The 24,766-nt window shown below is 55.4% G+C and carries 19 protein-coding genes; 11 read left to right on the plus strand and 8 right to left on the minus strand.

What is annotated here, in order from left to right:
* Window positions 1-552: 552 nt before the first annotated feature.
* Together K9U38_RS21560 and K9U38_RS21565 are read right to left on the minus strand one after the other, a co-directional pair.
* Window positions 553-1,392, minus strand: coding sequence for a phytanoyl-CoA dioxygenase family protein (locus K9U38_RS21560; RefSeq protein WP_224496413.1), 840 nt, complete (start codon window positions 1,390-1,392; stop codon window positions 553-555).
* A gap of 170 nt (window positions 1,393-1,562) precedes the next feature.
* A complete protein-coding gene (locus K9U38_RS21565; RefSeq protein ID WP_224496414.1) occupies window positions 1,563-1,802 on the minus strand; it encodes a hypothetical protein in 240 nt (79 codons plus the stop codon).
* Window positions 1,803-2,826: 1,024 nt separating this feature from the next.
* Between K9U38_RS21565 and K9U38_RS21570 the strand changes: the two genes are divergently transcribed.
* On the plus strand, window positions 2,827-6,786 hold the full coding sequence (locus tag K9U38_RS21570) for a PAS domain-containing protein (protein ID WP_224496415.1): 3,960 nt from the start codon (window positions 2,827-2,829) through the stop codon (window positions 6,784-6,786).
* Between the two features lie 197 nt (window positions 6,787-6,983).
* Here K9U38_RS21570 and K9U38_RS21575 read toward each other — a convergent pair whose 3' ends face one another.
* Complete coding sequence (locus K9U38_RS21575; protein ID WP_224496416.1) at window positions 6,984-7,571, minus strand: TetR/AcrR family transcriptional regulator; 588 nt, start codon at window positions 7,569-7,571, stop codon at window positions 6,984-6,986.
* 131 nt (window positions 7,572-7,702) lie between these two features.
* Between K9U38_RS21575 and K9U38_RS21580 the strand changes: the two genes are divergently transcribed.
* From K9U38_RS21580 to K9U38_RS21600, 5 genes are all read left to right on the plus strand, one after another.
* Window positions 7,703-8,932, plus strand: a complete 1,230-nt coding sequence (locus tag K9U38_RS21580) for a YbfB/YjiJ family MFS transporter (protein WP_224496417.1) — start codon at window positions 7,703-7,705, stop codon at window positions 8,930-8,932.
* A 91-nt stretch (window positions 8,933-9,023) separates the two neighbouring features.
* Window positions 9,024-9,713 carry a L,D-transpeptidase gene (locus tag K9U38_RS21585; RefSeq protein WP_224496430.1) on the plus strand — a complete coding sequence of 230 codons (690 nt, stop codon included), beginning with the start codon at window positions 9,024-9,026 and terminating at the stop codon, window positions 9,711-9,713.
* 1,651 nt (window positions 9,714-11,364) lie between these two features.
* On the plus strand, window positions 11,365-11,973 hold the full coding sequence (locus K9U38_RS21590; protein ID WP_224496431.1) for a (2Fe-2S)-binding protein: 609 nt from the start codon (window positions 11,365-11,367) through the stop codon (window positions 11,971-11,973).
* 2 nt (window positions 11,974-11,975) lie between these two features.
* Window positions 11,976-12,953 carry an FAD binding domain-containing protein gene (locus K9U38_RS21595; protein WP_224496418.1) on the plus strand — a complete coding sequence of 326 codons (978 nt, stop codon included), beginning with the start codon at window positions 11,976-11,978 and terminating at the stop codon, window positions 12,951-12,953.
* Window positions 12,950-15,154: a xanthine dehydrogenase family protein molybdopterin-binding subunit gene (locus tag K9U38_RS21600; protein WP_224496419.1), complete on the plus strand. Its 2,205-nt coding sequence runs from the start codon at window positions 12,950-12,952 to the stop codon at window positions 15,152-15,154. Before K9U38_RS21595 ends, K9U38_RS21600 begins: the two co-directional genes overlap by 4 nt.
* A 658-nt stretch (window positions 15,155-15,812) precedes the next feature.
* Here K9U38_RS21600 and K9U38_RS21605 read toward each other — a convergent pair.
* Window positions 15,813-17,156, minus strand: a complete 1,344-nt coding sequence (locus K9U38_RS21605; protein ID WP_224496420.1) for an FAD-binding oxidoreductase — start codon at window positions 17,154-17,156, stop codon at window positions 15,813-15,815.
* Window positions 17,157-18,076: 920 nt separating this feature from the next.
* On the opposite strand from K9U38_RS21605, the gene K9U38_RS21610 reads away from it, so the two are divergent.
* Together K9U38_RS21610 and groL are read left to right on the plus strand one after the other, a co-directional pair.
* On the plus strand, window positions 18,077-18,370 hold the full coding sequence (locus K9U38_RS21610; protein ID WP_224496421.1) for a co-chaperone GroES: 294 nt from the start codon (window positions 18,077-18,079) through the stop codon (window positions 18,368-18,370).
* 72 nt (window positions 18,371-18,442) lie between these two features.
* Entirely contained in the window at window positions 18,443-20,065 is a 1,623-nt protein-coding gene (groL, locus tag K9U38_RS21615) for a chaperonin GroEL (RefSeq protein ID WP_224496422.1), read from the plus strand.
* 131 nt (window positions 20,066-20,196) lie between these two features.
* On the opposite strand, the gene K9U38_RS21620 is transcribed toward groL, so the two are convergent.
* Together K9U38_RS21620 and K9U38_RS21625 are read right to left on the minus strand one after the other, a co-directional pair.
* The gene (locus K9U38_RS21620; protein WP_224496423.1) at window positions 20,197-20,529 is read right to left on the minus strand and encodes a hypothetical protein; all 333 of its coding nucleotides are present in this window, start codon (window positions 20,527-20,529) and stop codon (window positions 20,197-20,199) included.
* 9 nt (window positions 20,530-20,538) lie between these two features.
* Window positions 20,539-20,793: a hypothetical protein gene (locus tag K9U38_RS21625; protein WP_224496424.1), complete on the minus strand. Its 255-nt coding sequence runs from the start codon at window positions 20,791-20,793 to the stop codon at window positions 20,539-20,541.
* A 616-nt stretch (window positions 20,794-21,409) separates the two neighbouring features.
* Between K9U38_RS21625 and K9U38_RS21630 the strand changes: the two genes are divergently transcribed.
* From K9U38_RS21630 to K9U38_RS21640, 3 genes are all read left to right on the plus strand, one after another.
* The gene (locus K9U38_RS21630) at window positions 21,410-21,709 is read left to right on the plus strand and encodes a hypothetical protein (RefSeq protein WP_224496425.1); all 300 of its coding nucleotides are present in this window, start codon (window positions 21,410-21,412) and stop codon (window positions 21,707-21,709) included.
* A gap of 290 nt (window positions 21,710-21,999) precedes the next feature.
* On the plus strand, window positions 22,000-22,332 hold the full coding sequence (locus K9U38_RS21635; protein WP_224496426.1) for a hypothetical protein: 333 nt from the start codon (window positions 22,000-22,002) through the stop codon (window positions 22,330-22,332).
* 475 nt (window positions 22,333-22,807) lie between these two features.
* Window positions 22,808-23,623 carry an alpha/beta fold hydrolase gene (locus K9U38_RS21640; protein WP_224496427.1) on the plus strand — a complete coding sequence of 272 codons (816 nt, stop codon included), beginning with the start codon at window positions 22,808-22,810 and terminating at the stop codon, window positions 23,621-23,623.
* Between the two features lie 54 nt (window positions 23,624-23,677).
* On the opposite strand, the gene K9U38_RS21645 is transcribed toward K9U38_RS21640, so the two are convergent.
* Window positions 23,678-24,067, minus strand: coding sequence for a hypothetical protein (locus K9U38_RS21645; RefSeq protein WP_224496428.1), 390 nt, complete (start codon window positions 24,065-24,067; stop codon window positions 23,678-23,680).
* A gap of 5 nt (window positions 24,068-24,072) precedes the next feature.
* Entirely contained in the window at window positions 24,073-24,312 is a 240-nt protein-coding gene (locus tag K9U38_RS21650; protein WP_224496429.1) for a hypothetical protein, read from the minus strand.
* Window positions 24,313-24,766 lie beyond the last annotated feature (454 nt).

Raw genomic sequence — 24,766 nt, forward strand, 5'->3', positions numbered from 1 at the left:
CAATTTCGCATGAGTAAAGTCAGCGGCGTTCAACTCTCACGGCCGCATGCGTACGGGCAGGTTGCAAGGGCCTATCAACTATATCTCGAAACTCCGGGCAGCGAGGGCGGTGGTTTGAGTCGTATACCAGTCAGAAAGACCGCAAACAGCGGCGGGAGTTCGCCACGCCGATAATGCCGCCCCGGGACAACCGCGACGATTTTAATTGCCAGGCGAGCTTGGAGGTTGATTTTTCTGGCCCACGCCGGACCGGCCTTGCTGGAATAGCAACAGAAGTTGAAACCACTCTTCATTCGATAATCTATCGTGTTTTCTGGCGCGCTGGGAAGGATACGGACTGAGGATAATATGACCATCGATTGTCACCACGGTCCGGCCAACTTTGCTTCACAAATGATCCTAAACGCAACCTCCGCTTGTCCGCATAATCCCTATTGTTCTATTGAGGTACAACTGATGGCCGCTCCCAGTCCAATTGTTTACAATGGAGGCCCCGATCATCCCACGCGGCTATCGACGGTTTTGCTTGAAACCTGTCCGCGAAGGCAGTGATCAGGCAGGATCTGCCCCCATCACCAGTCCCTCAATATCGTGCTTCTGAGTCACCGGAACGAGTTTATCCACGACTCGACAGACCAGATGTTTTTTGACGGATACCGGCAGCCTATCAGAAAAATCCTGGGTGACCATCATGTCGTGGAGTTCTGCGTGCCCTGCTCCCGGAGCATCAACGCCGAGTACCATGACTGGCCTTGCTACCGGCGACGCGTGCGCAGTACCCCTGTGAACAGTCAGTGCGGAGCGACACGAAATGTCGCCGCGTTTGGGGAACTTGCGAACCGCTTTGTTCTGAAACGATGGCCATATCTCCTTGGCGGGGAACATTTCATGCATCCACTCTCGACCATCCGCGTACTGTGTACCGAGCGCAATCTCGAATGGGCCCATGTCATCCGTTACGTCGACTCCCGTCAGGTTAAAGGCGAGAGAGGTAATACGACGATCAACGTAGGTCTCAGGCGGAGACGGAAAATCGCGATGCCATGGCTGGAATTTCGCGCCTTGAAAGGGGATATCGAAGCCGATCTCGACGATCTGATAATCTTTTCCAAGTGTATTTTCGCACATGGCCATCACCCAGGGATGAGTGACCAGTTCAACAAATCCTGCGAATTCTTCAGGATGGATTTCGACATACCAGCGTCGCGGTCCGCGACCAACGGTCCCTCCTTGTCGCTGAATCGCAGACCAGAAGGCCGTCATCATGTCTTCGCGCATGGCTTCGGCCCATTCGCCAGAAAAGGCCGACATCCTGCCGACAATGCCATCGGTCATTAAAGTCATCAGATCGCGTTGGAGCTCATCAACGGTAAAACTATCGGGGCTGTCCATGGACCTTCCAGACTTATTCAGCGGGCAAACTTCTGTGATGGGCGGCAAATTTCACCACAGACGCGAGCTACGTATGATGCCAGTTATTTGCGGGTTTACCACTTTCTTCCCTGCCGTACGGGGCATTATAGCAGTGCCTAGAGATGCTTGCGGGCAAGCGGAGTTTTGGCTCAGCAATCATCCGCGCCAGCTGCGCGAGCCTTTTCGCTGACGAGAGCATCGATCGCACGTCGTACCTCCAGCATACTCCACCCTGCCAGTTCAGCTTCGTCCGCTATAGCCAGGATTTCTCTCGTGGAAACTTCGTCAAGGAAGCGCTCATGCAAGGCCTCCATGCAATGAGCATGGCGATGGTCTGCACTTTCGTATTCGATCTCGGTCAGTGGACCAACAAGGGCAGCTCGCATCATGATGTCTACTCCATATTGAGTTATTCAACTCTGTGTTGCCTGTTGAGTTCCACCAATCACGGTCGAAGTTCGGGATTAGGTAGCAAGAACCTCTGATAATGCTGGAAGACAGCCGAATGAGATAATTCGCCTAATCGCTTCCAAAAGCGACTTCCATCGTCGCCGTTCAACAATCGCCTTCAAGTCCAAGGTTTTTCCCGAACGCCCCGCGACAAAATTTCGTTCCGTTTTAGATCACCTAGTCACTATGGTCATGATAGTAGGCTAGATCGCGAAGATCTTCGCGTATTCGAGTGTGGCAATTCTCGAAAGCTACCGCTGTTTCCTTGAACCCGAGAGTTCTGGCCCAACTCTCGGCACTCCGATAGGTCGCGAGCAGATGATGGAACATCAGTTCCAGCCAAGCGACCCGTTCTTCGAGGCGAGACGCACTCTTGCACCTGAGGTGCATGGCCGTGAAACTTGGAGAATGTTTCGCTCGGGCAATCATCCCACTATTCTAAGGGCGGAATGCAATCGAAACAATCTCTCGCCCGAGCTTTCGAGGCAATAGGAGGTTCTTGAATGCGGGACCGCTGCATCGCTCCGCTTCACTGCTTTTAAGATTATCAGCAGCTGACGCTCACAAAACAGAGTCCGCCTCAGAGCACTGATAAAAAGGTAATCTAATTCTCGCCGTCGCACGTTTTCAGTCCCGTCATTCGATAAAACCAACCAGTAACGCAAGCATGTGTTCCAAGGCCCGGTAGGCTACCTGCCGATCGCTTACAAGCCCGGTCGAACCCAGGCCAATGTACGGTACAACCCTGACGTTTTCAGCGGCCGACAAGCAATCCTGGCCCGCGCGAATGTAAAAACGCTAATCGCCAAATGTATGCGGTCGGAAGCCGTTGCCGGAACATGTCCACCTTGGTAAAGTTTTGCGTCGCAGGAGCGGTCCTGGCACATGAGTCCCCGCCGAATTTCGAGAAACTGCATACAAAACGCTAACAATCCCATCCTTTCATTCTTAAGGAAGAGCAAAATGATGAGCGTCTGGTCGCAGCGTCCGCCATTTCTGCACCTCGCGCTTTTCATGGTGGCCTATGTTTTGGGCTGCGGAATCGCCCAGGCGCTGGCAATCATACCTGGTACAGGGATATCCATTTGGCCTCCAAGCGGCCTCTTTGTCGCTACGCTCATCTATGCTTCCAGGCAAAGCTGGCCGTGGTGGGTACTGGGGGGCTGCCTGGCAGAACTGGTCGGCAACGCCTTGTGGTTTCATAATCCGCTCTCAGTCGCCTTGCTGATCTACGGCGGCAACGCGCTTCAAGCGTCAGTCGGCGCTTGGCTCGTAACCCGGTTCTGCGGGCGGCCCGTCAGGCTGGAATCCTTACGGGAAGTACTGGCACTGGTGGCACTGGCCGCCGGAATCGCTCCGGTGCTAAGCGCGACAGTAGGGAGCGCGACGCTTGCTTGGTACGGAATGCAGCCATTCGCGGCGGCTTGGACACTCTTTTGGCTCGGAGATACAACCGGGGTCTTGATTGTAGCGCCACTTGCACTGGTGGTATTCGAGAACTGGCACGCCGGGGGGCGACCGACTGATGCCCGATGGCTGGAAGCGTCCATCGTGGGATTGATCTTCTTTGGTGTCGCCGCGCTTTCGATGACAGGCCACCTGGCCTCCGCCTACATCGTGATGCCACCGCTGCTTTGGGTTGCTGTGCGGTTTGAGTTCAAAGGCGCGGCTGTTGCCTTGGCCCTCCTCGCCATGATCACGGTAGTGTTCACGATATCCGGTTCCAGCCAGTTCGTGGGCGATCCTGAATCCCAAAGGCGAATGCAGGTTGAGCTGCAGTTTTTTCTGGCCATCTCGGCTTTTTCCGTCCTTATCGTTGCCGCCATATCCCGCCAGCACCAGCAAGCGTTGCTAACGTTGCGCAAAAGCGAGCGTGAGTTATCGCAACTCGTCGACATGGTCCCGAGCCATGTCTGGCGGTTGACGCCTGACGGGGAGCCGTCATTCTTCAACAAGCGCATGGTGGATTTTCTCGGCTTGAACGTGGCCGATACAGTCAAGCCCGGCATGAGCCGACTCGACGCCATGATTGAAGCCAGCGTCCATCCGGACGACGCGACGACATTTAAAGACATCATCGGTCGCTGCCTCTCGACCGGCGAGCGTTTTTCGATGCGCTATCGCCTTCGCCGCGCCGACGGCATTTATCATTGGATGTCGAGCGCTGCCGAGCCATTGCTGGGTCCGGACGGAAAAATCGTACAGTGGTGTGGCCTCTGCCACGACATAGACGATCAGATGCTGGCTGAAGAGGCAGTACGAAAAAGCGAGCGGCAGCTTCAGCAGATGATTGACGCGGTGCCGGTCCGTATCTGGAGTGTAAGGCCCAACGGCGGCACCATGTATTTCAATAAACGATACAAGGATCATTTCCGCGCCGTTTTGCCGGATTTCGATGCGCTGGGGGAGCCGAGCATCGCGACATTGTTGAAGGAACTGATTCATCCTGAGGACGCTGCCCGGGTTGAGTCCACAATGAGAAACAGTTTCGATACCGGCAACTCCTCCGTTATGCGGTTCCGTTGGCGCGAGAACACGGACGACTATCGTTGGGTGGAGTGCAGGATCGAACCACGGCTTGGTGAAAATGGGATCCTCGAGGAATGGTACGGCGTTTCGCTCGATATCGACGAAGTGATGCGCGCGCAACAGGCGTTACGCGAACGGGAACGCGAACTTTCGCTGCTTGTTGACATGGTTCCAGTCAACCTCAGCCGTATTTCCCCCGACGGCAATCCGACATTCTTTAACAAGCGCCTGATCGATTTTGTCGGTCTGGAAGTAACAGACCTGGACAAGAAGGGCATAAGCCGCCTGGCGGCAGCCATTCCCGCCCTTGTTCATCCCGACGATGCGCCCGGCTTCGCGGAGGCATTCAAAGCCTCACTGGTCACCGGCGAGCCACTTCTCAAAAAAATCCGCTTGCGGCGTGCGGACGGCGTATACCGTTGGGTGGAGAACCGTGTCGAGGCGTTGCGCGATCAAGACGGCGTTATTGTGCAATGGTACGGCGTGTCACTCGACATAGACGACCAGGTGCGGCTTTTCAGCGAGCTTGAGGAAAGGGAAGCGAAGATTCGGCGACTGGTCGATTCAGATATTATCGGGATTGTCATCTGGGATCTGGACGGGCGGCTTATAGACGCCAACGATGCGTTCCTCCGCATGGTCAGGTATGAGCATGAGGATGTGGAGGCCGGACTTAGATGGTTTGATATCACACCTCAGGAATGGCAGGAGGTGCATGCCCGCGAGGAGGCCGAGGAACTCGCGAGGACGGGCAAGATGCAAGCCCGCGAGAAAGAGTATTTCAGAAAGGACGGCACGCGGGTGCCTGTACTGATCGGTGCGGCGTGCTTTGAAGGCAGCTCCACCCAAGGTGTGGCGTACATTCTCGATTTGTCCGACCAGAAGCGTGCTGAAGCGGCGCTGCGTGAGCGCGAACGCGAACTGTCGCAATTGGTCGACCTGGTCCCGGTCTACATAAGACGTCTCACGCCGGAAGGGGAGCCGATTTTCTTCAACAAGCGTTTGAAAGACTTCATAGGCTTGGATCCGGAAAAGGTGGACCCGCCGCATGCTGGCAGGCTTGCGCCGATCATTGATAACGCCGTCCATCCCGACGAAGCACCCAAGCTTCTGGCGGCGGTGCGCCATTCAATTATTAGCGGCATGGGCTACGCGATGAAATATCGCATGCGAGGTACGGATGGAGTTTATCGATGGGTAGACACACGCGCAGAGCCTGTGCGGCAGCAAGACGGGACGATCACGCAATGGTACGTGGTTTCCCTCGACGTCGACGACCAGATGCGCGCCGAAGAAGCTCTGCGCGAACGGGAACGGGAGCTCTCAGTGCTCGTCGATGTTGTTCCGGTCATGATCGCGCGAACGTCTACTGAGGGCGACATTACATTCATCAACCAACGCGGAGCCGATTTCCTCGGACGGGACGTCATGACCACGTTGGCTACGAGCACATTCTTGTCGATCGTCAGGGCTATCATTCATCCGGATGACGCGGGCCATTTCGATGCGACCGTCGCCAAGTCACTCGCCTCGGGCGAGGGATACGTTTTGAAGTATCGCCTGCGACGCGCAGACGGTGTCTATCGATGGCTCGACACCCGCACAGAAACGCAGCGAGACGAGAGCGGTGCCATCGTGCAATGGCACACGGTTGCCCTCGACGTGGACGGAGAGGTGCGGGCTCATGAAGATCTGCGTCAGGCGCAGGAAAGACTTGCCAGCGCCAGCCAAGCCGCAAGCCTTGCTGAACTCTCAGCCTCTATTGCGCACGAGGTGAACCAGCCGTTGGCGGCCATTGTGGCAAACTCGCAAGCATGCCTGCGATGGCTCAATGCGGTACCGCCAAACCTTGATCGTGCGCACAAGACCGTAGAGCGCGTCATCCGAGACGCAAATTCTGCTGCCGACGTCGTGAGTCGAGTCCGCGCACTTTTCAGCCAATCCGGAGAAGCGAAAAGTTCCACTGAGCTCAGAGACGTCGTCGCCGAAGCGCTGGATCTCATGGCCGAAGAAGCAACGCGGCTGGGTATAATGATTGATGTCGACATCGAAAGCGGACTTCCGCCCGTCACAATCGATCGCGTCCAAATCCAGCAAGTCCTGGTCAACCTCGTTCGCAATGGCATCGAGGCAATGCACTCGATCCACGGCGAAAAGGCCCTTCGTGTGCGGGTCCATCTCACAGGCGATGTGGTTCAGACGGAGGTCAGTGACAGTGGTACTGGCCTCCAATCCACCGACAAGGTGTTCGAACCATTCTTCACCACCAAGGAACACGGCATGGGTATGGGGCTTGCGATCTGCCGTTCCATCGTCGAGGCGCACGGGGGGAGGATGTGGGCAAAGGGAAACGAAACGCAGGGAGCAAAATTCGTCTTCACATTACCGGTTTGAATAGCCCGCGCGTCAGGTTCAGCAAAGGAGAGTTCCAGTTTTTGCCATCAGGAGATGATACTGAAAGGCGAAGTAGGACATTTCGTAGATGCCCCACCGGCCGCGGTGGCTGCGGTGGAGCTGCAAACTCGTTCTTTGCCTGAGTGGTAACGGTGCTGCTGTCCCAAAGATCCCAAAATGAATATCAGCTCAGTTGATCAAGGCTTGAGCGGCTTTATCAGGAGTTGGATGAGCAGATCGGCCATTGAGCGCATCCGTTGGTCGTCCCGATAAACGCGCTCGATGACAACGAGCCCGCGTGTATGCGTTACGATAAGACGGGCTGCATCAACAGGTGACAATGTCAGCTGTTCTGCCTGGCCCGGCCTCGAAAATCTTTCCAGCAACGACGCCTCGATTTCATCGAGCAAATCCCTGATCGCTGTTCGTATTGACGCATCCAGCTCCTCGACACCGACCGCCGTCTTTGTGCTCAGGCAACCCCGAGTTGGAACGCCGGTCCTCATCGATTTTATGAGAAAATCGAAAAGGCTCTGAAGTGCCTCGCGTAACTCCGGCCTATCCAGGGCCTGACGCATCTTCCGCACGTAGGTCTCACGATAGACACCAAGTACGCGAAGGAACAGTGCCTCCTTGCTCCGATAGGCATTGTAAAGCGAGCCCCGCTGTACGCCCGTCGCGTCAGCCAAGTCCTGCATGGATGTCTGCGAAAAGCCCTGCTGCCAGAAGAGGCTCAGCGCCTTGTCGAGCGTCTCGTCTTCGTCGAACTGACGCGCTCCCACCATTTTCCAATCTCCTGTCGATGAATTTCAAAGCACGATAGCATGCTTGACACCGCTGTCAAACTTGACTAGGTCGTCAAACTTGACACAAACGTCAAAGATGGTCGCAACTCGATCTTTATTCTGGTGTGTATATGACTTTAACAAGCGCTAACGACCTATCAGCGAAGGTCGACCGACTTCTCGTCCGGCGTTATGTCTTCGCGGGATTGTGCGCGAGCCTCGACAGTATCGGCCTTGCTCGTTTCGCCTTTACGCCCCTTATCCCGGAACTCATTCAGGCGCATTGGTTTTCTGCTACGACTGTAGCCTACCTGGCTGCAGCCAACCTTGCAGGCTATGTCCTCGGCGCGCTCATCGGACGCCCGATCGCCACACGCTTGGCAAATGAGCAAGTTCTTCGACTGATGATGGTGTTGATCTCCGCGGCGTTCTTCGCCTGTGCGTTTCCGCTGTCCTTTTCGTGGTATTTCAGTTGGCGTTTCGTCTCGGGGATCGCCGGCGGCGTCGTCATGGTGCTGGTTGCTGGAACCATCCTTCCGCACGTGCCCCCTGCGCGAAAGGGAGCGGCGGGCGGGGTCATCTTTCTGGGGCTTGGCCTGGGGATCTCAGGTTCTGGAACGATTATCCCGTTGTTGCTTGAATTGGGGCTCTCACAGACCTGGATCGGCCTCGGGATCACTTCCGTGATACTGACGGCAGCCAGCTGGTTTGCATGGCCACCAAGCCGGCTTGCGCCGCCACCGGAAAATCACAATGTCCAGCAAGGTCACACGCTACGTTTCGGCAAGGAAATCAGGCTCCTTTACCTTCAGTATGCGCTGATGGCCGCTGCTGCTGTCTCGCCGATGGTCTTTCTAGTGGATTTCGTTGCCCGGGGCCTTGGCCAGGGCAAATATCTCGGGGCGGTTTTCTGGGCGGTTTATGGCTTGGGCGCAATCGCGGGACCTCCGCTTTACGGTTACCTTGCCGACCGGTTTGGAGCAAAGCCGACCGTTACGCTGGTGTCGCTGATCATGGCAGCCAGTCTCCTTGCCCTCTTCTTCAACAGTCATCTCGTCGTCATTGGCGTCGTAACCCTGGTCATCGGAACGTTTGCTCCAGGAATGGTCCCCCTCATTCTCGCACGCGTGCATGAAGTGATCATCGACAACAGCGCCCGCCAGAATGTTGCATGGACCCGCGCCAGCATGATTTCCGCGGCCGCTTTGGCGCTCGCCGCTTATGGATTCTCAGCGTTGTTCAGCAGTTCCGGTGGCAATCATCGCCTGCTGTTCCTCAGTGCAGCAGCGATACTGGGCATTTCCCTCCTCGTTGGCCTCGCCTCTCCGGAAAAACCTCAGGCCGGCAGCAGCATCGTGTAACCACGGTTCCAACTTGTTGCCCACGCCAGTCCAGCTCGATTTCCAAACAACCCTTCCGTGTGAGTAAAACCAAAGGAAAAGAAAAAGAATGATGATGAAAACCAGGCGCGCCGCACTCCTGATGATGGGATACGGCTTCCTTGCAGGATGTGTTTCACGGCCAGAAGGGATCAAGGCATCGAAGGTAAGTTCGCCTGCCATCGACCCATCAATTCAAGCGACCTATGGTGCCCTCGCCGACGAGCCGTTTCCCGTCGATGCAGTCGATCTGAAGCGGGTCGACCCGAAATTCCTTCGACGCGAAGTCAGTTATATGACGAGCGAACAGCCGGGAACAGTGGTGGTGGATCCGGCCGCGCGATACGCCTATCTGGTCAAGGAAGACGGGAAAGCCTTGCGTTACGGCGTAGGGGTGGGCAAGCAGGAGGGATTCAATTTTCGCGGCGAAGCCACGATTGCGCGTAAGGCCGAGTGGCCGCGATGGACCCCGACACAGGACATGATCCGCCGAGAGCCTGAGCGGTACACCAAATATGCAGGTGGTCTGCCAGGTGGTGCCGGTAACCCCCTGGGACCGAGAGCGCTCTACCTTTACAGGGACGGAGTGGATACGCTCTACCGCCTGCACGGAACTGTCGAACCGTGGACGATCGGCAAAATGGTATCCTCCGGCTGTATCCGGTTTCTGAACCAGGACATCATCGACCTCTATCGTCGCGTTCCCGTCGGAAGCAAAGTCGTCGTCCTTCCGTCAGCTCCTGACACCATCCAAGCAGCCTAGTTAGAGATAGCGGCCAGCGGCCGGGGAGCGATGGACGCGCGTCGCCGCGCACCTGCCGGAATGACAACGCTTCCGGCAGGCTGCTGACCATCGCTGCGAGCGGCAGCGGCTGGATTTGTGTGCAGATGAGGATCAGCTCTAGGGTGGCAATGCAGTATGACGAGCGCGCGCCCGTGCTCAGCAGCGCCGAAGGTAGAGCAGCGGTTCGCTGAGGCTGGGAGCCGTCTGCGTGCAGCTCGCGCCGAGGTTCTTAGGTGATTGCTCATATCGTGTGAACACTTCGTACTTCCACGGAGAACGTATGCTAAAAACCTATTATAATTGCCCTATTTCCGAAGAACCAGTTCACGAAGTGCTACCGCGAGAGGCGGTTTTGTTGAATTCTTTTGTCCCACCTGCGGTCAGTATCGAATTGCCAATAAATGGATCAAGTCAATGAAGGATAGAACCCGGGCAGAGTGGGAGGCGCTCCTGACCGAGGCAAGGCAGAGTGCTCAAGGTGGAGAGAGCATCCCCATTATAAGAGGCGTTATTCCGCGCTGATGAAAAGGGGAGGAACACAAAACGTTCGGTTTTGGGGCCGTGTTCGCGCACCTCCCAAGCGCCGCGAAGGAACAGACTTGGGACCTTCGCAGTCGGCCCCCAGACTTTATACAGGGAAAGTCCCGAGGTCCCTCAGCACAATTGCTTAGCGCCCAGGCTGAAGGGTCTCGGGAGTATCGTTGGCAGACTGATCAATCTAAAAGCATTCAAGCTCAATCCTTGCCAGTTCATCCGAGAACTTCACGGCACAATTTCCTTCAAGTATGCTCGACTTTGAGTAGGCTTCGGTTCGATCGAATTTAGCTTAGGTGCCCGCCGCCTATCTGCATCAGATCGGGAAGTCCGCTTGCGCAAAGCGGCCTCATGGGTGGGAATAAATGATGGCCGCTTGTAGGATGTGGACGTGGTTGGCGCAATGACCGAGATCAAGGCGCATTGTTGACTACGAAAAAGGCACCTACCTCGCAGCCAGTCTAAGAAGCTGGCCAATGGCGACATGTTCGCGACTCACTTACCATACTCGGAGCTTATCATCCGTTAAGGCCAGCATGAGACCGAGAAACTCGCTGGATATTAGACCGCGCAAACCTGCGCAGCCGCCCGTATCTCGCTGGGAGTGGCTAAACAACCAATCGGGTGTTGTCTTCACTTGTGCTGGGCTTCGGCTCGTTCGTCTACGGAAGCTGGCAAGCAAACCGCCAAGCCGAGCTCGCGAGACAACTGACCCTCAACAAGCACAATGCTCTGATTGGTGTTAGGTCGACGTTCGCCATGCAACGGCTTTTTGAGTTCCGTAAGCAGGGGACAGGACTGAAAGTAGCTGGGACCTACCTATCTTGAGCAGATGCCGCGACCAGAGCATACGGGGCCGCACAAATGCAACGCTGGGGAAGCGCAAACCTTGGCGCAGACCAAGACAGTCCTGAGTCGGAAGGGAGTGGGCTAGCCCGTAGAAAACTCCGGCCTCGGCCATAACCACACGACAATCACAAAAAAATTATATGACAATTCCACGGTGGCAATTGCAATATTTGACCAACAATATCGCGCGATAGTCCGTTGCGGTGGCAACGGCGTCGTCTCCTTCATCGTCTCAACTGGGGGATCTATTGTGAAGAAAACGTCTAGCCCGAGCTTATCGAGCACCAAGGTATCACGCCGGGAGGCCCTACAACTTACAGTTGGAGCCGTGGCGCTGACTGGATTGCCATCGGAAACAGCAGCGGCCACAGGTCCTTCAACTTCTGCTACACCACGTGTGACCGTAGCGCTCACAGTCAACGGCACCACCCACACGCTTGATATTGATCCCAGACAATCCATCCTCGATGTGCTGCGTGAAAAGCTTGATCTTTCCGGCACCAAGAAGGGATGTAATCAGGGTGCCTGCGGAGCCTGCACGGTCCTCGTCGATGGGAGACGCATAGTCTCCTGCCTCACCCTCGCCGCTATGCACGACGGAGCCCAAATTCAGACGGTGGAGGGCCTCGAGAGCAACGGGGCATTGCACCCGCTGCAGCAGGCATTTATCGACCATGAAGGTTTGCAGTGCGGATTCTGCACACCGGGTCAGATTATGTCTGGACTGGGCTGCATTTCAGAAGGGCACGCAACATCTCCTGAGGAGATAAAGTTCTGGATGAGCGGAAATATCTGCCGCTGCGGTGCCTATCCCGGAATTGTCGCGGCTGTCGCCGATGCAGCAGGGAGGGGATAGTCATGCATCCCATTGTCTTGGAAAGGCCCGCGACCACTGAAGATGCCATTGCAGCCGCGGCCACTGGTGCACGCTTCATCGCCGGTGGCACGACGCTTGTCGACCTTATGCGAGAGGAAGTGGAAAAGCCGGAACGGCTTATCGATATCAACAGGCTTCCACTGGACGGCATCCGAGTGGAAGGTGACGATCTTGTGATCGGAGCATTGGCCAGAATGGCTGACGTTGCCGCCGACGAGAACGTTCGACGCCTTCAACCACTTATTGCCGAAAGCCTGATCGAGGGCGCTTCACCACAATTACGCAACATGGCCACTATGGGTGGCAACCTGCTGCAAAGGGTTCGTTGCCCTTATTTTCGCATGCTGGATGCTGCATGCAACAAACGCTCGCCGGGGACAGGCTGCTCCGCCATAGATGGGCTCAATGCGGGCCACGCCATTCTTGGTACCAGCGAGTCTTGCGTGGCAACCCATCCGTCGGATGTGGCCGTCGCGATGGTGGCGCTTGATGCATCCATGCGTGTGCGAGGTCCTAATGGCGAACGCAGTTTTCTGATTGAAGAACTCTTCCGGCTGCCGGAGGACACGCCGCATCTTGAACATACACTGCTTCCAGGCGAACTGATCGTAGAGCTTCGTGTCCCGGGCGGGCGTGCCGATCGTCGCTCGCGCTACCTGAAAGTCCGCGACCGCGCATCGTACGAATTTGCACTTGTTTCGGCGGCAGTTGCCTTGGTGATGGACAATGGCGTGATCAGCGAGGCCAAAATAGCAGTGGGCGGCGTTGCAACGCGCCCCTGGCGTTTGCGTGATTGCGAAGCAGCGCTGATCGGCAAACTACCTGAACGTTCCGCATTTGAGGCAGCGGCAAAATTCTCGGTGCAGGGAGTGAGGCCACTGCGTCACAATCATTTCAAGGTTGAACTTTTGCCCCGGACCATTGTCAGAGCACTTGAGATGGCAGGAGAAATCGCATGAGCACGAACGTGATCGGGAAGCAGGCTACCCGCATCGACGGCCGGACAAAAGTGACAGGCGCGGCGCGCTACGCCGCTGATTTCAATCAGCCAAACCAACTCTATGCCGTCATCGTCAGCGCAACGGTAGGACTTGGCCGGATTACGACAATAGCAGAAGCCGAGGTGGAGCGCATGCCCGGAGTAGTGGCTGTTTTAAGCCACCAGAATGCACCGAAGCTGCAGTATAGACCGCACAAAGGCGTTATCGATCCGGCAGTGGGTGAACGTCTCCACGTTCTACAGGATGACGCTGTGCGGTTCTACGGCCAGCCCGTGGCTGTCATTGTTGCTGACAGTATCGATAATGCCGAACGTGCCGCGGCAGCGGTTCAGGTTACTTACGAAGCTACTCGGCCAATGGTCGATCATGCAGATCCGAGCGTGGAGCGGATCGCGCCGGAGGCTAGTGACAAGTCACGCGGCGATGCCGAAAGCGCAATTGCTAATTCGCCAGTGAAGGTCGACGAGCACTATGAAATCGCGCGCGAGAACCATAATCCGATGGAGCCACATGCAACGATTGCCGAATGGAACGGCGATCGACTTACCCTGTGGAGCAAGAGCCAGTATCTTGTAAACGAACAAGCTGAGATTGCGGCCGTATTCGGCCTGCCTGTGGAGAACGTCGAGGTTATCTGTCCCTTCATTGGCGGAGCGTTCGGCACGAGTCTGCGAACGTGGCCGCATGTCACATTGGCGGCGCTTGCAGCGCGCCACGTAGAGCGGCCCGTAAAGCTGGTCCTCACGCGCAAGCAGATGTTTTTCACCACCGGCCATCGGCCCCGCAGCCTCCAAAGGGTAGCGTTGGGAGCAACCGCGGAAGGCAAGCTTACGGGTATCTTGCACCAGGGCACGGGCGAGACAAGTCGCTACGAACAGTTCACAGAGGCGCTAACTACTGTCACTGACTACCTCTATTCCTGTCCCAATGTACGCACTGAGTATCGTTTGGCGAAGCTTGACACGAGCACGCCCAACCACATGCGAGGCCCCGGTGAAGCAAGCGGCATATTTGCTCTCGAAAGCGCTATGGATGAGCTCTCCTACAGGCTCGGGATCGATCCAATTGAGTTACGCCGTCGAAACGAGCCAAAGATAGACGAAGCTGAGAACAAGCCGTTCTCCAGTCGCTCCTTGATTCAGTGCTACGAAGTTGGTGCCAAACACTTCGGCTGGGACAAAAGAAAACCCGAACCAAGATCCATGCGTGATGGCCGCCTACTAATTGGGTCAGGGACGGCTTCGGCGACCTATCCCGCATTCCAGGCACCCGCGAGTGCCCGTGTGAGACTGCTTGCCGACGGCATAGCTGAGATAGAGGCGGCTGCCAGCGACATGGGACCTGGAACCTACACGTCCATGAGCCAGGTAGCAGCAGAGTTTCTCGGACTGCCGCTTGAAAAAGTACGGTTCAAGCTCGGCCGATCCAAATACCCGCAAACGCCTTCACATGGTGGATCGTGGACGATGGCATCAGTGGGTTCAGCGATAAGAGCGGCCTGTCTCGAGGTGCAGGCACAAGCGAAGAGCCGTGCAATAGAGCAGATTAAGTCACCCTTGTTCGGAGCATCGGCCGAAGATCTTGAATGGATAGGTGGACGCCTTGTGCGACGCGGAGCATCTTCTGAATTATCCTATCAGGACATCGTTTCAAGAACCGGCGTTCCGATAGAAGCAGAGGGTTCTGCGAAGCGCGACCCGGAAATTGCGGAACGTTACTCGATGCATTCTTTCGGCGCGGTTTTTGCTGAAGTCGCCGTCGACCCGGATGTCGGCACAATCAGAGTTCGCCGCATCGTCGGAGCGTACGCAATTGGGCGTGTTGTCAATCCGCTGCTTGCCAGCAGTCAGTGTACCGGCGGAATGATAGGAGGAATCGGCATGGCGTTGATGGAACGTACCGTCCTCGATCGGCGTGACGGCCGGCCCGTCAACGCTCATATGGCAGACTACCTCATGCCAGTGAATCTCGATATACCCAAGCTGGAGGCGCACTTCGTTGACGAAATCGATCCACATGTGAATCCGCTTGGGGTCAAGGGTCTCGGGGAAATCGCGTTGGTCGGAACCGCTCCGGCAATTGCGAACGCTGTTTTTCATGCAACAGGCAAACGGGTTCGTACTCTACCAATTCAGATAGAGAATGTTTTGACGGCATAAAGTCAGCGTTTCACTACTAAAGGGCGAATACGAAACAGCAAACGTAGTCGGCTGCCAATGGGATATGCGAGCGTCTCGCAGGTCTTTCGATCGGCGGGTCCCGATCGATGATCGCACACAAACCGTGGAAAAAATATCTACTATCATTGTCCCCTCCACGCTTAGAGAAGAAGCTGAAGATTTCTATGGATGAGGAGAAAAGCCGCGACGATCGCAGCACAGGCGGGGCCGAACCATCTCTTTATGAATTGATGGCCGCTTGCAGGATGTGGAAGTGGTCGGCGCAATGACCGAAATGGGGGCGCAAAGCCGACGTTACTCCGTTATGGGGCCGACTACGGTCAGGCAGCTTATGGGATGGTGAGGCTAGAAAGCGGACCGCGCAGCACAAGGCGCTACTCGCATCCGCCCCGCATTGCTCCTAGCGAACTCAAGCTGGAGTACCTGCGCCACGTTCCGCCAGGTTCGGCGATCACGCTGGCATAGTCTCGATAAAAACCTTCATTGCGGGTACCACGGCAGATTCCGCTGAGCACCAACTGCTGCCAAATCGAAATCCTAGATTGTGCTTGCAATTATCGTGATCAAAAACGGGGATTAGACACCAACAATGCGGGCGACCTCTCCTCTCCGAAACTAGTGAGAGTCGAACTTGAAGCTACGGCTTCGGTTCGATATTCTGGTTCAGCCGGAAAAGGTTGGTGGGGTCGAAACGCGCCTTGAGCCTGGCCAGTTTGCGATATTTCTCGGCACCATAGGCGCTAAATGCAACATCCTTGCCTGCATCCGCCTGTTCATTGACGTAATTGCCGCTGAGTGAAAGTGCGGCCAAGCGCGCGGCAGTTGATCGTGCCCATGCTATGCAGCGCGGATCATCGGTCTTGTCGTCCCATATTGCATCGGCGATCCAATAATACGATGCCTCCCTTCCGCTGTAGGCGGTGGCGCTTTCCGCAACGTCGGCTATGGCACCACCAAGTTGAATCACATAAATTTCAGAGTCCGGCGAAGGGGATGACGCTATCGCGTCTTTCATACATTTGATCACGTTGCTGGTGATTTCGCCAAAATAGCCCCCCTTGGCATAGCAGCGCCGGCCCCAGCATAGATGGTCATCGTTCCGCTTCTGCAGGTCAACGTATGCCATGGAGCTGTACGACCCCGACACGGCTCGGCCAAGGCGTCCAAACGGGGCGAGACTAGTGTCGGCCCGGTCAGACGTCCCTGACCAAACTGCTGTCACAACAAGGCTGCTGGATGTCAATGTAAACGAAGTTGTCAGCTCGCGGGGCGCGTTGCGCGCTAGCTCCTGGTATACACCAAGAGCGCCCTGACAATCGCTGGTTGGAGACTCCCACATTCCAACGACAACCTGATCCAACGAATGCATGCGAAACCTGAATTTCGTCACAACACCGAAATTGCCGCCCCCGCCGCGTATGCCCCAAAACAAGTCTGGCTCAGTATCGGCGCTGGTCTGAATCAATTGCCCGTCAGCAGTAACAACATCGGCTGCCAACAAGTTATCGATTGTCAGGCCAAAGCGGCGGCTCAGCCATCCCATGCCCCCGCCCAAGGTTAGCCCGGCAACGCCCGTATGCGACACCAGGCCCGCTGGGGTTGCGAGGCGAGCACGAGATCCGGCTGCATCCAGATGCTGCAGGAGTGCGCCACCACCCACTTCAGCAGTCCGTGCGATGGGGTCAACGACAACTTCATTCATTGCAGAAAGGTCCAGCACGATGCCGTTGTCGCATGTCGACAGGCCTGGCAGGCTATGACCACCACTTCGGACAGCGAGCACAACCTCGTGGTTTGCTGCAATTGCAATGGTTTTTGTTACGTCTCGCACATTTTGTGCACGAACGATGGCAGAGGGCCGCCTGTCCGCTATGGCATTCCACACTTTTCGGTGGTCATCATAGTCGACATGACCCGAACCCAACACCGCACCATCTATTCTCGTTTTTTCGAGTTCGCGAATCAGCATTGCTGCTTCCATGCCCACGTCCCCTAATCACAGCCATTGAATTCACGACGGGCGGAAACAACAAGTACGTAACTGTTAATTGGCAGCAGTTGTGGTGCCATCATGGCTACCTATACATAGTCGGTCTATCAGCCAACAGTGTATTGACGCAGGCTCCCATCGGTATATTAATCCTCGCTATCGCTGGGCCTTTCAACGGCACCCTAACGACTGAGAAATGCGCTCTCGCCCCCCTAAGCGCGGGAGGGCAAATTATGTCTCGTCGGCTCGATAGCAAACTCTCATGCCCACAATGCCAAACCATCTATCTCACCCTAACGAGCGACGTTGATCTTTCCACGCCCATTCATTGCAGTTCCTGCGGGCATTTTTTGGGGGGTGGGAAGAGCTTGAAAGTGACTTCTACAGCCAGGGCGGTAGCAACGGCGTGTTTTCGATGCGAGACGCCCAGATCATTCGCATCGACGAGGTCGCTAATGAAAATCAGGTCTTAGGTCGCTCCAAAAGTCCCTTAGACTGATGCTTGCGATGGTTGAATGGGTAGTTCGCTTGCGCAAAGCGGCCTCATGGGTGGGAATAAACGATGACCGCTTCCAAGATATGGACGTGGTAGGCGCAATGACCAAGATGAAGGCGCCAAGCGGACCTCGCGTTAAACGATTTTCGATCGGTGTATAACGACAGTCGCATTGTCTGAGATGGCACGAAAGTCGACGGAGACCTATTCAGCTGGCGTCACACGCGTCCAGAACTCGTTGAATGCGACAGAATCGAAGAAGGCAGACGCGCGGACAGTGGCGCTCTCGCGCGTCGGTTGTTGGCGTTGGAGAGCGCGGGCACTACCAAATATTGGCACTCCTATCATTCGAGTGCCAATGAGAGTACAAAGGGTAAGTGGACCACATTGGGCTGGCCACAGAAAGAGCTCCCTCATGAAATTCCGGCCACTTCACGACCGCGTCGTCATTCGGCGCGCTGAAGGCGATATAAAGTCCAAAGGCGGGATCATCATTCCCGATAATGCCAAGGAACAACCGCAGGAAGGCACAGTCCTTGCTGTCGGCCCGGGTTCCCGCGATGAAAGCGGTAAACTGATCGCGCTGGATGTCAAAGCCGGTGAGACTGTCTTCTTCGGCAAATGGTCCGGTGCTCCAATCAAGATTGACGGCGAGGATCTCCTGATCATGAAGGAGACCGATATTATGGGGATCGTCGAGGCGACGTAACTGTAGGAACAGCGCCCTCCCGTGGGCGATCCGCACTTTTCACCATATTCAAGAATGGACTGGACCAACAACATGTCTGCCAAAGAAATCAAATTTTCCACCGACGCTCGCGACAGGATCCTTCGCGGTGTCGAAATTCTGAACAATGCAGTCAAGGTGACGCTTGGTCCGAAAGGCCGCAACGTCGTTATCGACCGCTCTTTTGGTGCGCCACGCATTACCAAGGATGGGGTAACCGTAGCCAAGGAAATCGAGCTTTCTGACAAGTTCGAGAATATGGGCGCGCAAATGGTGCGCGAGGTGGCCTCAAAGACCAACGAGCTTGCGGGCGACGGCACGACCACAGCAACAGTGCTAGCAGCGTCCATTTTGCGCGAGGGGGCAAAACTCGTGGCTGCCGGAATGAATCCGATGGATTTGAAGCGCGGTATCGACCTGGCCGTCGCCGCCGTCGTCAAAGACGTCCAGGCCAGGGCGAAGAAAGTCGAGTCTTCCGAAGAGATCGCACAGGTCGGCACCATTGCCGCCAATGGTGATAAAACGGTAGGCAAGATGATCGCTAAAGCCATGAAAAAGGTAGGCAATGAAGGTGTAATCACAGTCGAGGAAGCAAAAAGCGCGGAGACGGAACTCGAAGTCGTCGAAGGCATGCAGTTCGACCGCGGCTACCTCTCACCCTATTTTGTCACTAATGCCGACAAGATGCGCGTGGAACTCGATGATGCCTACATCCTTCTCCACGAGAAGAAACTTGGCAACCTTCAGGCACTGTTACCAATCCTTGAAGCTGTGGTCCAGAGTGGCAAGCCGCTGTTGATCATCTCCGAGGACGTCGAAGGCGAGGCATTGGCAACCCTTGTCGTCAATAAGTTGCGCGGTGGTCTCAAAGTTGCAGCCGTCAAGGCCCCAGGCTTCGGCGACCGCCGTAAGGCCATGCTCGAGGATATTGCAATCCTTACCGGCGGCCAAGTGATCTCGGATGACATCGGGATTAAGCTTGAAAGCGTCACGATTGAAATGCTTGGACAGGCAAAACGCGTACTCATTGAGAAGGATACCACCACAGTCGTTGATGGCTCTGGCGACAAAGCCGCAATTGCGGCGCGCGTCCAGCAAATGCGGGCGCAGATCGAAGAGACCACCTCGGATTATGATAAGGAGAAGCTGCAGGAACGTTTGGCGAAACTATCCGGCGGCGTTGCAGTCATTCGAGTCGGTGGTGCAACCGAAATCGAGGTAAAGGAAAAAAAGGACCGCATCGATGACGCTCTGAACGCAACGCGCGCTGCGGTGGCAGAGGGGATCGTCGCCGGCGGCGGTGTGGCACTCTTGCGCGCTCAGGTAGCAGTATCAGCGCTCACTGGAGCAAATGCGGATGTGACCGCGGGCATTTCTATTGTCCTTAAAGCACTCGAAGCGCCTGTCAGGCAGATTGCCGAGAACTCCGGGGCCGAGGGATCGATCGTGGTTGGTACACTTCTGGAAAGTAAGAAACCCAATCACGGGTTCAATGCGCAGACCGAGCTTTACGTCGACATGATCGAGGCGGGCATCGTCGATCCGGCCAAGGTTGTCCGAACGGCCCTGCAGGATGCCGGGTCGATCGCTGGGCTACTCATCACCGCGGAAGTCATGATCGCCGACGTCTCACCTATAGCGCCCGGCATGAGTGATCCAAGAAGCACTGGATACTGAGTGTAACGTTGCTGTCAGGCCGATCAACGTGATTCAAAGGTGGGCGTTTCGGCCAGCGTCGCAGGGCAAACCAACCGCAGCGTGCAGCTCACTAAGATCGCCTGCACGCGCTCAGGCGTAGACTATTTTCATCAATGAGACCAACCGATGTTTACTTGTTCGGCGCGGCGACATTCTGCATGATCACGCATCGGCCGGTGCTTTGAAACTGTTGCGGTCTCTCCACTACTCCAGATATCGATGGCTTCAAGATTATCTTCCGTGGTCACCCGCTCATATTTTTCTTCCGCGTCGCGGATACGGTACTGGAGCAAGCGGCCGAGAGGTGGAAGGGTCGCCAGAACTTCGAATATCGCAGTGGTTTCCATCATCGCTCCGCCGCCGCTTCTCAGTCGGACCTGCTGGCCGATCGCGAAACGATGGGGCAGGGTTTCGGGCGGCTTGTAGCGCCGGTGGATGTTCATTTGGTTGTCTCAATGATCTTTTTTAAGTGCCATGTCGAGTTCGGTGTAGTCGATCGTAACAAGCTGCGTTCGGCGTGCATTTGAATGCCTCGCCGGAACCTCGATGAAAGTCGCAACGCGCTGATAGGCGAGCCAGGACAGGCCCTCGATCAATTCCTCGTCCTCATGGATATCGTAGTCGCCGGCGGGCTGAATCCCGTCCAAACCGCGCAAGGCAAAAGGTGCTGCGAAATGAGCGATTGAACGCTTGGTGCGTGCGGTCATGCAAATTCCTCCGCGGAACCAAGCTGCGTTCCGGGGCCTTCACTGCGGTAATGGGTATAGGATTATTGACGCCGCGAAGAGCCACAGCTTGGCCAAAAGACGATCATGAAATGCTACGCGTCAATTGCGCTTTATTTACGACTGAACCTCTCACGTGGAAATAAAAAATCACCGTGATGGCTTTGGATCGAAAATAAAATGGCATCATTGCCCATATTGTGCTATTGTTTGGCAAGGCAAATTCGTTATAAATGAAGGATTCAGCCGTGAAAAATCTTAATAATATTTCTTATTATTTTTATGATCGTATAATCGTGTTATACTATACCCTGTTTTATGCTTTAATTGTATTACTTGCCTATGTGATACTTTGCGGAATCACTTGGTGAGGCTCGCTTTCTACGATGACCCGTTCGCAATCCGTAAGAGGTTAATTTGACTATTCCTGAATTCAACGACGATCAGAACATCACCGATATCGGTGTTTGGGAAAACGAAAGCGGGAGCCATTCATCGTTTTAGCATGCACCGGCGCATAGAGCGCAACGGATCCTGGACAAAAAGACGACCACACGTGGAGGTAAATGCCACCACGATCCTTGGGAGGAGAAAATGGATGGCGAATATAACATTCTGCCCGGTCTCGGATGAGCCAGCGGAGCTTTCAGCCAGTGATGCCGAGTTCGTCAAAATTGAATGTCCGCGGTGTGGTCAATTCAAAATATCTAGAACGGCGCTTGTGATGATTAAAGGTCAATCTCGGGCCGATAGAGAGACACTCCTGAACAACGCCAGGCGCGATGCCCAAGGTGGCGTGGGTATTCCCTTCATTCGTAATCTCACTTATGAACACCAGCGATCGCGTGCGGCTTCAACAAATGTGTCTCTGGATTGTGTCGCTGATAATCTCCTTTGATGGCCGCCATGCACCCATCGACCGGAGGTTTGCTTTAAAGTATGCTTTTGCTTGGCCACGTTTCATCATCATGGCGAATGTTTACGGATGGACATTGAAGCGGCTTCATATCTCAAACGTCAGATATTCAAACCCATAACCTTTGGGGCGGACATACATTGCGGTGCTCTAGCAGACTAACGGTTGACTTGTTCAAGGATCGAGCGCGTTAGTTGAATGTCGTCAGGCATGAAACGGCCACTGACGCTTGAGAGTACCTGCTCCCGCCTATTAACCGCGAGGAGACAGACATGTTGCCCGCCCATAAAACCAAAACCCGTCCGCATCTCTTACTCGCCAATGATTGGATCGTGCTGCAAGCTGCCCATGACAGCGCTTCGAAGAATTTGGGCCGATCTTCGAAAAGCCATCCCTACGCCGACCGCTTGGCCAAACAGGTATTCCGGCTGTTTGGTTTGGGCCATAGGGATATCGCCATCATCGCTGCAATCGCTGCGCAAACGGAACGCTCACAAGCTCGCCAATCGTACAATATGACCAAAGTGCTGACACTCGTACCGCTTGGGAACGCACGGATATACCGAGTCTCAGGTTGCGGACAGAGCCTTGACGGCTACCACTGAAAAAACTGGAATCTGCAATATGGCAGTGGCATCGCATGAGCATAGGCGCAAGCAATCCGCCTAGACCGCGGTCAGCTTGCAGTACGAGGGAGTCCCGCAACGGGAAAGGCCGATTGAACCTAAGGACGGCGGCATCTTGGCGAACGACCTCTTGTGGTTCAAAATAGACGCAACACTTAAGCTTAATGGCTAGCTTATGCCCATTGGCCATGGCGGCGGTGCCACCCCAATGGGCAAAATCTTCGCAGTTTACGCCAAGGCCTAATGGATTGGCGGTCGCAATTCCGTAACTGAGCTCGACGGAGCGATGGGCGAAATGATTCGTCATCGGAGACATTCGCGGAGTTATGTAGCAAATGCCACCAATGGCAATCTAGGAAGGAGACGAGGCCTGAGGCCTCCCTGTGGTCTCAAAGCGGACGCTAAATTCGCCGCGGTACATTAACAAGATGAAGTCAGCGTTGAAGGTGAACATGTGGTTGAACCGATTTCCGAAGAGAACTTTTTAAAACGGACCGCTGAACTGGCGAACGGACTACGACTCTCGTACGTCGAGATGGGCGACCCGAACGGCGTGCCCGTCCTCCTGCTACACGGGTTTACGGATAGCGCCCGAAGCTGGAGCCTCATCGCGCCGTATCTCGCAACGGGCTTTCGCGTCGTAGCGCCAGACCTGCGCGGCCACGGGCAGTCGGACAAGCCTGAGGGTTGCTACACTATTCCCGAGATGGCGAATGATGTCCGGTTCCTTATAGAGGCTCTGCACCTTGCGCCGGCGCACGTGGTCGGCCATTCCCTTGGAGGGCGGCTTGCGCAAGCTATTGCTGAGCGGTGGCCACGTATCGTCGCCAAAATCGTTCTTATGTCGACCTCCGCCGCGCTGCGCGAACGTCGAGGGTGGTTGTGGGAAAACATCCAAATGCTCCGCGATCCGATCGATCCAGAAAGCGCATTCATCCGGGAATGGTGTTCTGGCGCAGTTCCGGTCGACGAGAATTTTCTCGCCCATGCGCGACGCGAAAGCGCCGCGGTGCCGTCACGCATCTGGCATTCCATTTATTACGAGCAGCTTGCCTATGATCCTTCGCCGCTTCTGCAGGATATTTCCTCCGCGACACTCATCCTGCGTGGCGAGGAGGATATGATCGCCACTGAGGAACATCAGGTGAATATGAAAGATGCTATCGTCGGCGCGGAGTTCATTTCCCTCCCCGGCCACGGCCATAACCTCCATTGGGAAGACCCTGAAAAGGTGGCCGGCCTAATTCGGACGTTTCTGGAACGTCCATGACCGCTTCTGGGCGCACGCCTTATATGCGCTGGGTAGGATTGCTACGTCGGTATTTCACTCATCTAATTTCCTCAGGAATGTTCGGAGATAGGTGGCTACCGATGGCCCAACGAACTTGTCTTGGGCAAGCTGAGCTTTTTCAGCCACTCGTATGATAGCTGCGATCACTTCAGCCTTTCCCCGGCCCGATTCAACAAGTTGACCTAATAGCTGAAGAGCACCGTCTTCGACGGCGATCTGGCATTCCTCAAAACGCCCGGTGTCGGATTTGGCTGTCGTGGGGTCGTGGAACTGTATTCCGCCTCGCCATTGCACGTCTCCGCAATCAGCAGGGGTTAGTCTTCTGCCTCGCGCTGCGGCAATAGTACCAACTTTTGGCGATCTTGCTGAAAGCTGAACCAAGCTAAATTTTGAAACGTTTATTGATTTGAACAGGCAAATCATCGCCGTCAGTCGGAAATCTCAACGAGCCGTTCCCGGTCGGCGGCGAGCGATGCGAGCTTATTGACGTCGCGTTGCCCGGTATTGAACAGCCGCACTATCTCGCCGGCCAAGCGGCCGGCATTCCTGTCGGTATTGACGCCTCGCTGAAGCAGGAATGAAGCAATCCCAAACGCTGATGCCATGATGTGCCAGTCGTCTTCGGCATAGGCGTCGGTTGCTACTGATGTCAGGCTTTGAAAGAGCATGGGATTTCCCTTCGAAGAACTATACGCGCTCACGTGCAACCGGCGCACAAGCATCAGCATCGTTCCTGTTGTCAGATTGCCCCGCTCGCACACACTCTGTTTGAGCAGCGATTGCGGCGATGATAGCTGTGTCCCGATGACCTAGATCAAATAAGCGGAATATCTGCTTTGCCAGGCGCTCGGCATAGGGATGGGTTCTCGGAGACCGCCCCAAAATCTTCGATGCACTGTCATGGGCAGCTTGCAGCACCAACCAATCATCAGGGAGTATAAGCGGAGTGTTTGTATTGAGATTTTGGGCGATCAACGCATCTGTCTCCTCGCGGTTAGTGGGCGGGAGTAGATACTCTCAAGCGTCAGTGGCCATTTCATGCCTGACGACCGTCAACTAACGCGCTTTAATCGTCAGCAAGTCAATTGAATACACATCCCGCTTAGGGAATGTGCAGGAACG

The organism is Phyllobacterium lublinensis (assembly GCF_020164435.1).
Taxonomy (GTDB): domain Bacteria; phylum Pseudomonadota; class Alphaproteobacteria; order Rhizobiales; family Rhizobiaceae; genus Phyllobacterium; species Phyllobacterium lublinensis.

Bases quoted from the DNA above. Each gene is read 5' to 3' on its own strand.
- K9U38_RS21560 (WP_224496413.1), bottom strand. From the start codon at position 1,392: ATGGACAGCCCCGATAGTTTTACCGTTGATGAGCTCCAACGCGATCTG.
- K9U38_RS21565 (WP_224496414.1), bottom strand. From the start codon at position 1,802: ATGATGCGAGCTGCCCTTGTTGGTCCACTGACCGAGATCGAATACGAA.
- K9U38_RS21570 (WP_224496415.1), top strand. From the start codon at position 2,827: ATGATGAGCGTCTGGTCGCAGCGTCCGCCATTTCTGCACCTCGCGCTT.
- K9U38_RS21575 (WP_224496416.1), bottom strand. From the start codon at position 7,571: ATGGTGGGAGCGCGTCAGTTCGACGAAGACGAGACGCTCGACAAGGCG.
- K9U38_RS21580 (WP_224496417.1), top strand. From the start codon at position 7,703: ATGACTTTAACAAGCGCTAACGACCTATCAGCGAAGGTCGACCGACTT.
- K9U38_RS21585 (WP_224496430.1), top strand. From the start codon at position 9,024: ATGATGAAAACCAGGCGCGCCGCACTCCTGATGATGGGATACGGCTTC.
- K9U38_RS21595 (WP_224496418.1), top strand. From the start codon at position 11,976: ATGCATCCCATTGTCTTGGAAAGGCCCGCGACCACTGAAGATGCCATT.
- K9U38_RS21600 (WP_224496419.1), top strand. From the start codon at position 12,950: ATGAGCACGAACGTGATCGGGAAGCAGGCTACCCGCATCGACGGCCGG.
- K9U38_RS21605 (WP_224496420.1), bottom strand. From the start codon at position 17,156: ATGGAAGCAGCAATGCTGATTCGCGAACTCGAAAAAACGAGAATAGAT.
- K9U38_RS21610 (WP_224496421.1), top strand. From the start codon at position 18,077: ATGAAATTCCGGCCACTTCACGACCGCGTCGTCATTCGGCGCGCTGAA.
- groL (WP_224496422.1), top strand. From the start codon at position 18,443: ATGTCTGCCAAAGAAATCAAATTTTCCACCGACGCTCGCGACAGGATC.
- K9U38_RS21620 (WP_224496423.1), bottom strand. From the start codon at position 20,529: ATGAACATCCACCGGCGCTACAAGCCGCCCGAAACCCTGCCCCATCGT.
- K9U38_RS21625 (WP_224496424.1), bottom strand. From the start codon at position 20,793: ATGACCGCACGCACCAAGCGTTCAATCGCTCATTTCGCAGCACCTTTT.
- K9U38_RS21630 (WP_224496425.1), top strand. From the start codon at position 21,410: ATGGCGAATATAACATTCTGCCCGGTCTCGGATGAGCCAGCGGAGCTT.
- K9U38_RS21635 (WP_224496426.1), top strand. From the start codon at position 22,000: ATGTTGCCCGCCCATAAAACCAAAACCCGTCCGCATCTCTTACTCGCC.
- K9U38_RS21645 (WP_224496428.1), bottom strand. From the start codon at position 24,067: ATGATTTGCCTGTTCAAATCAATAAACGTTTCAAAATTTAGCTTGGTT.
- K9U38_RS21650 (WP_224496429.1), bottom strand. From the start codon at position 24,312: ATGCTCTTTCAAAGCCTGACATCAGTAGCAACCGACGCCTATGCCGAA.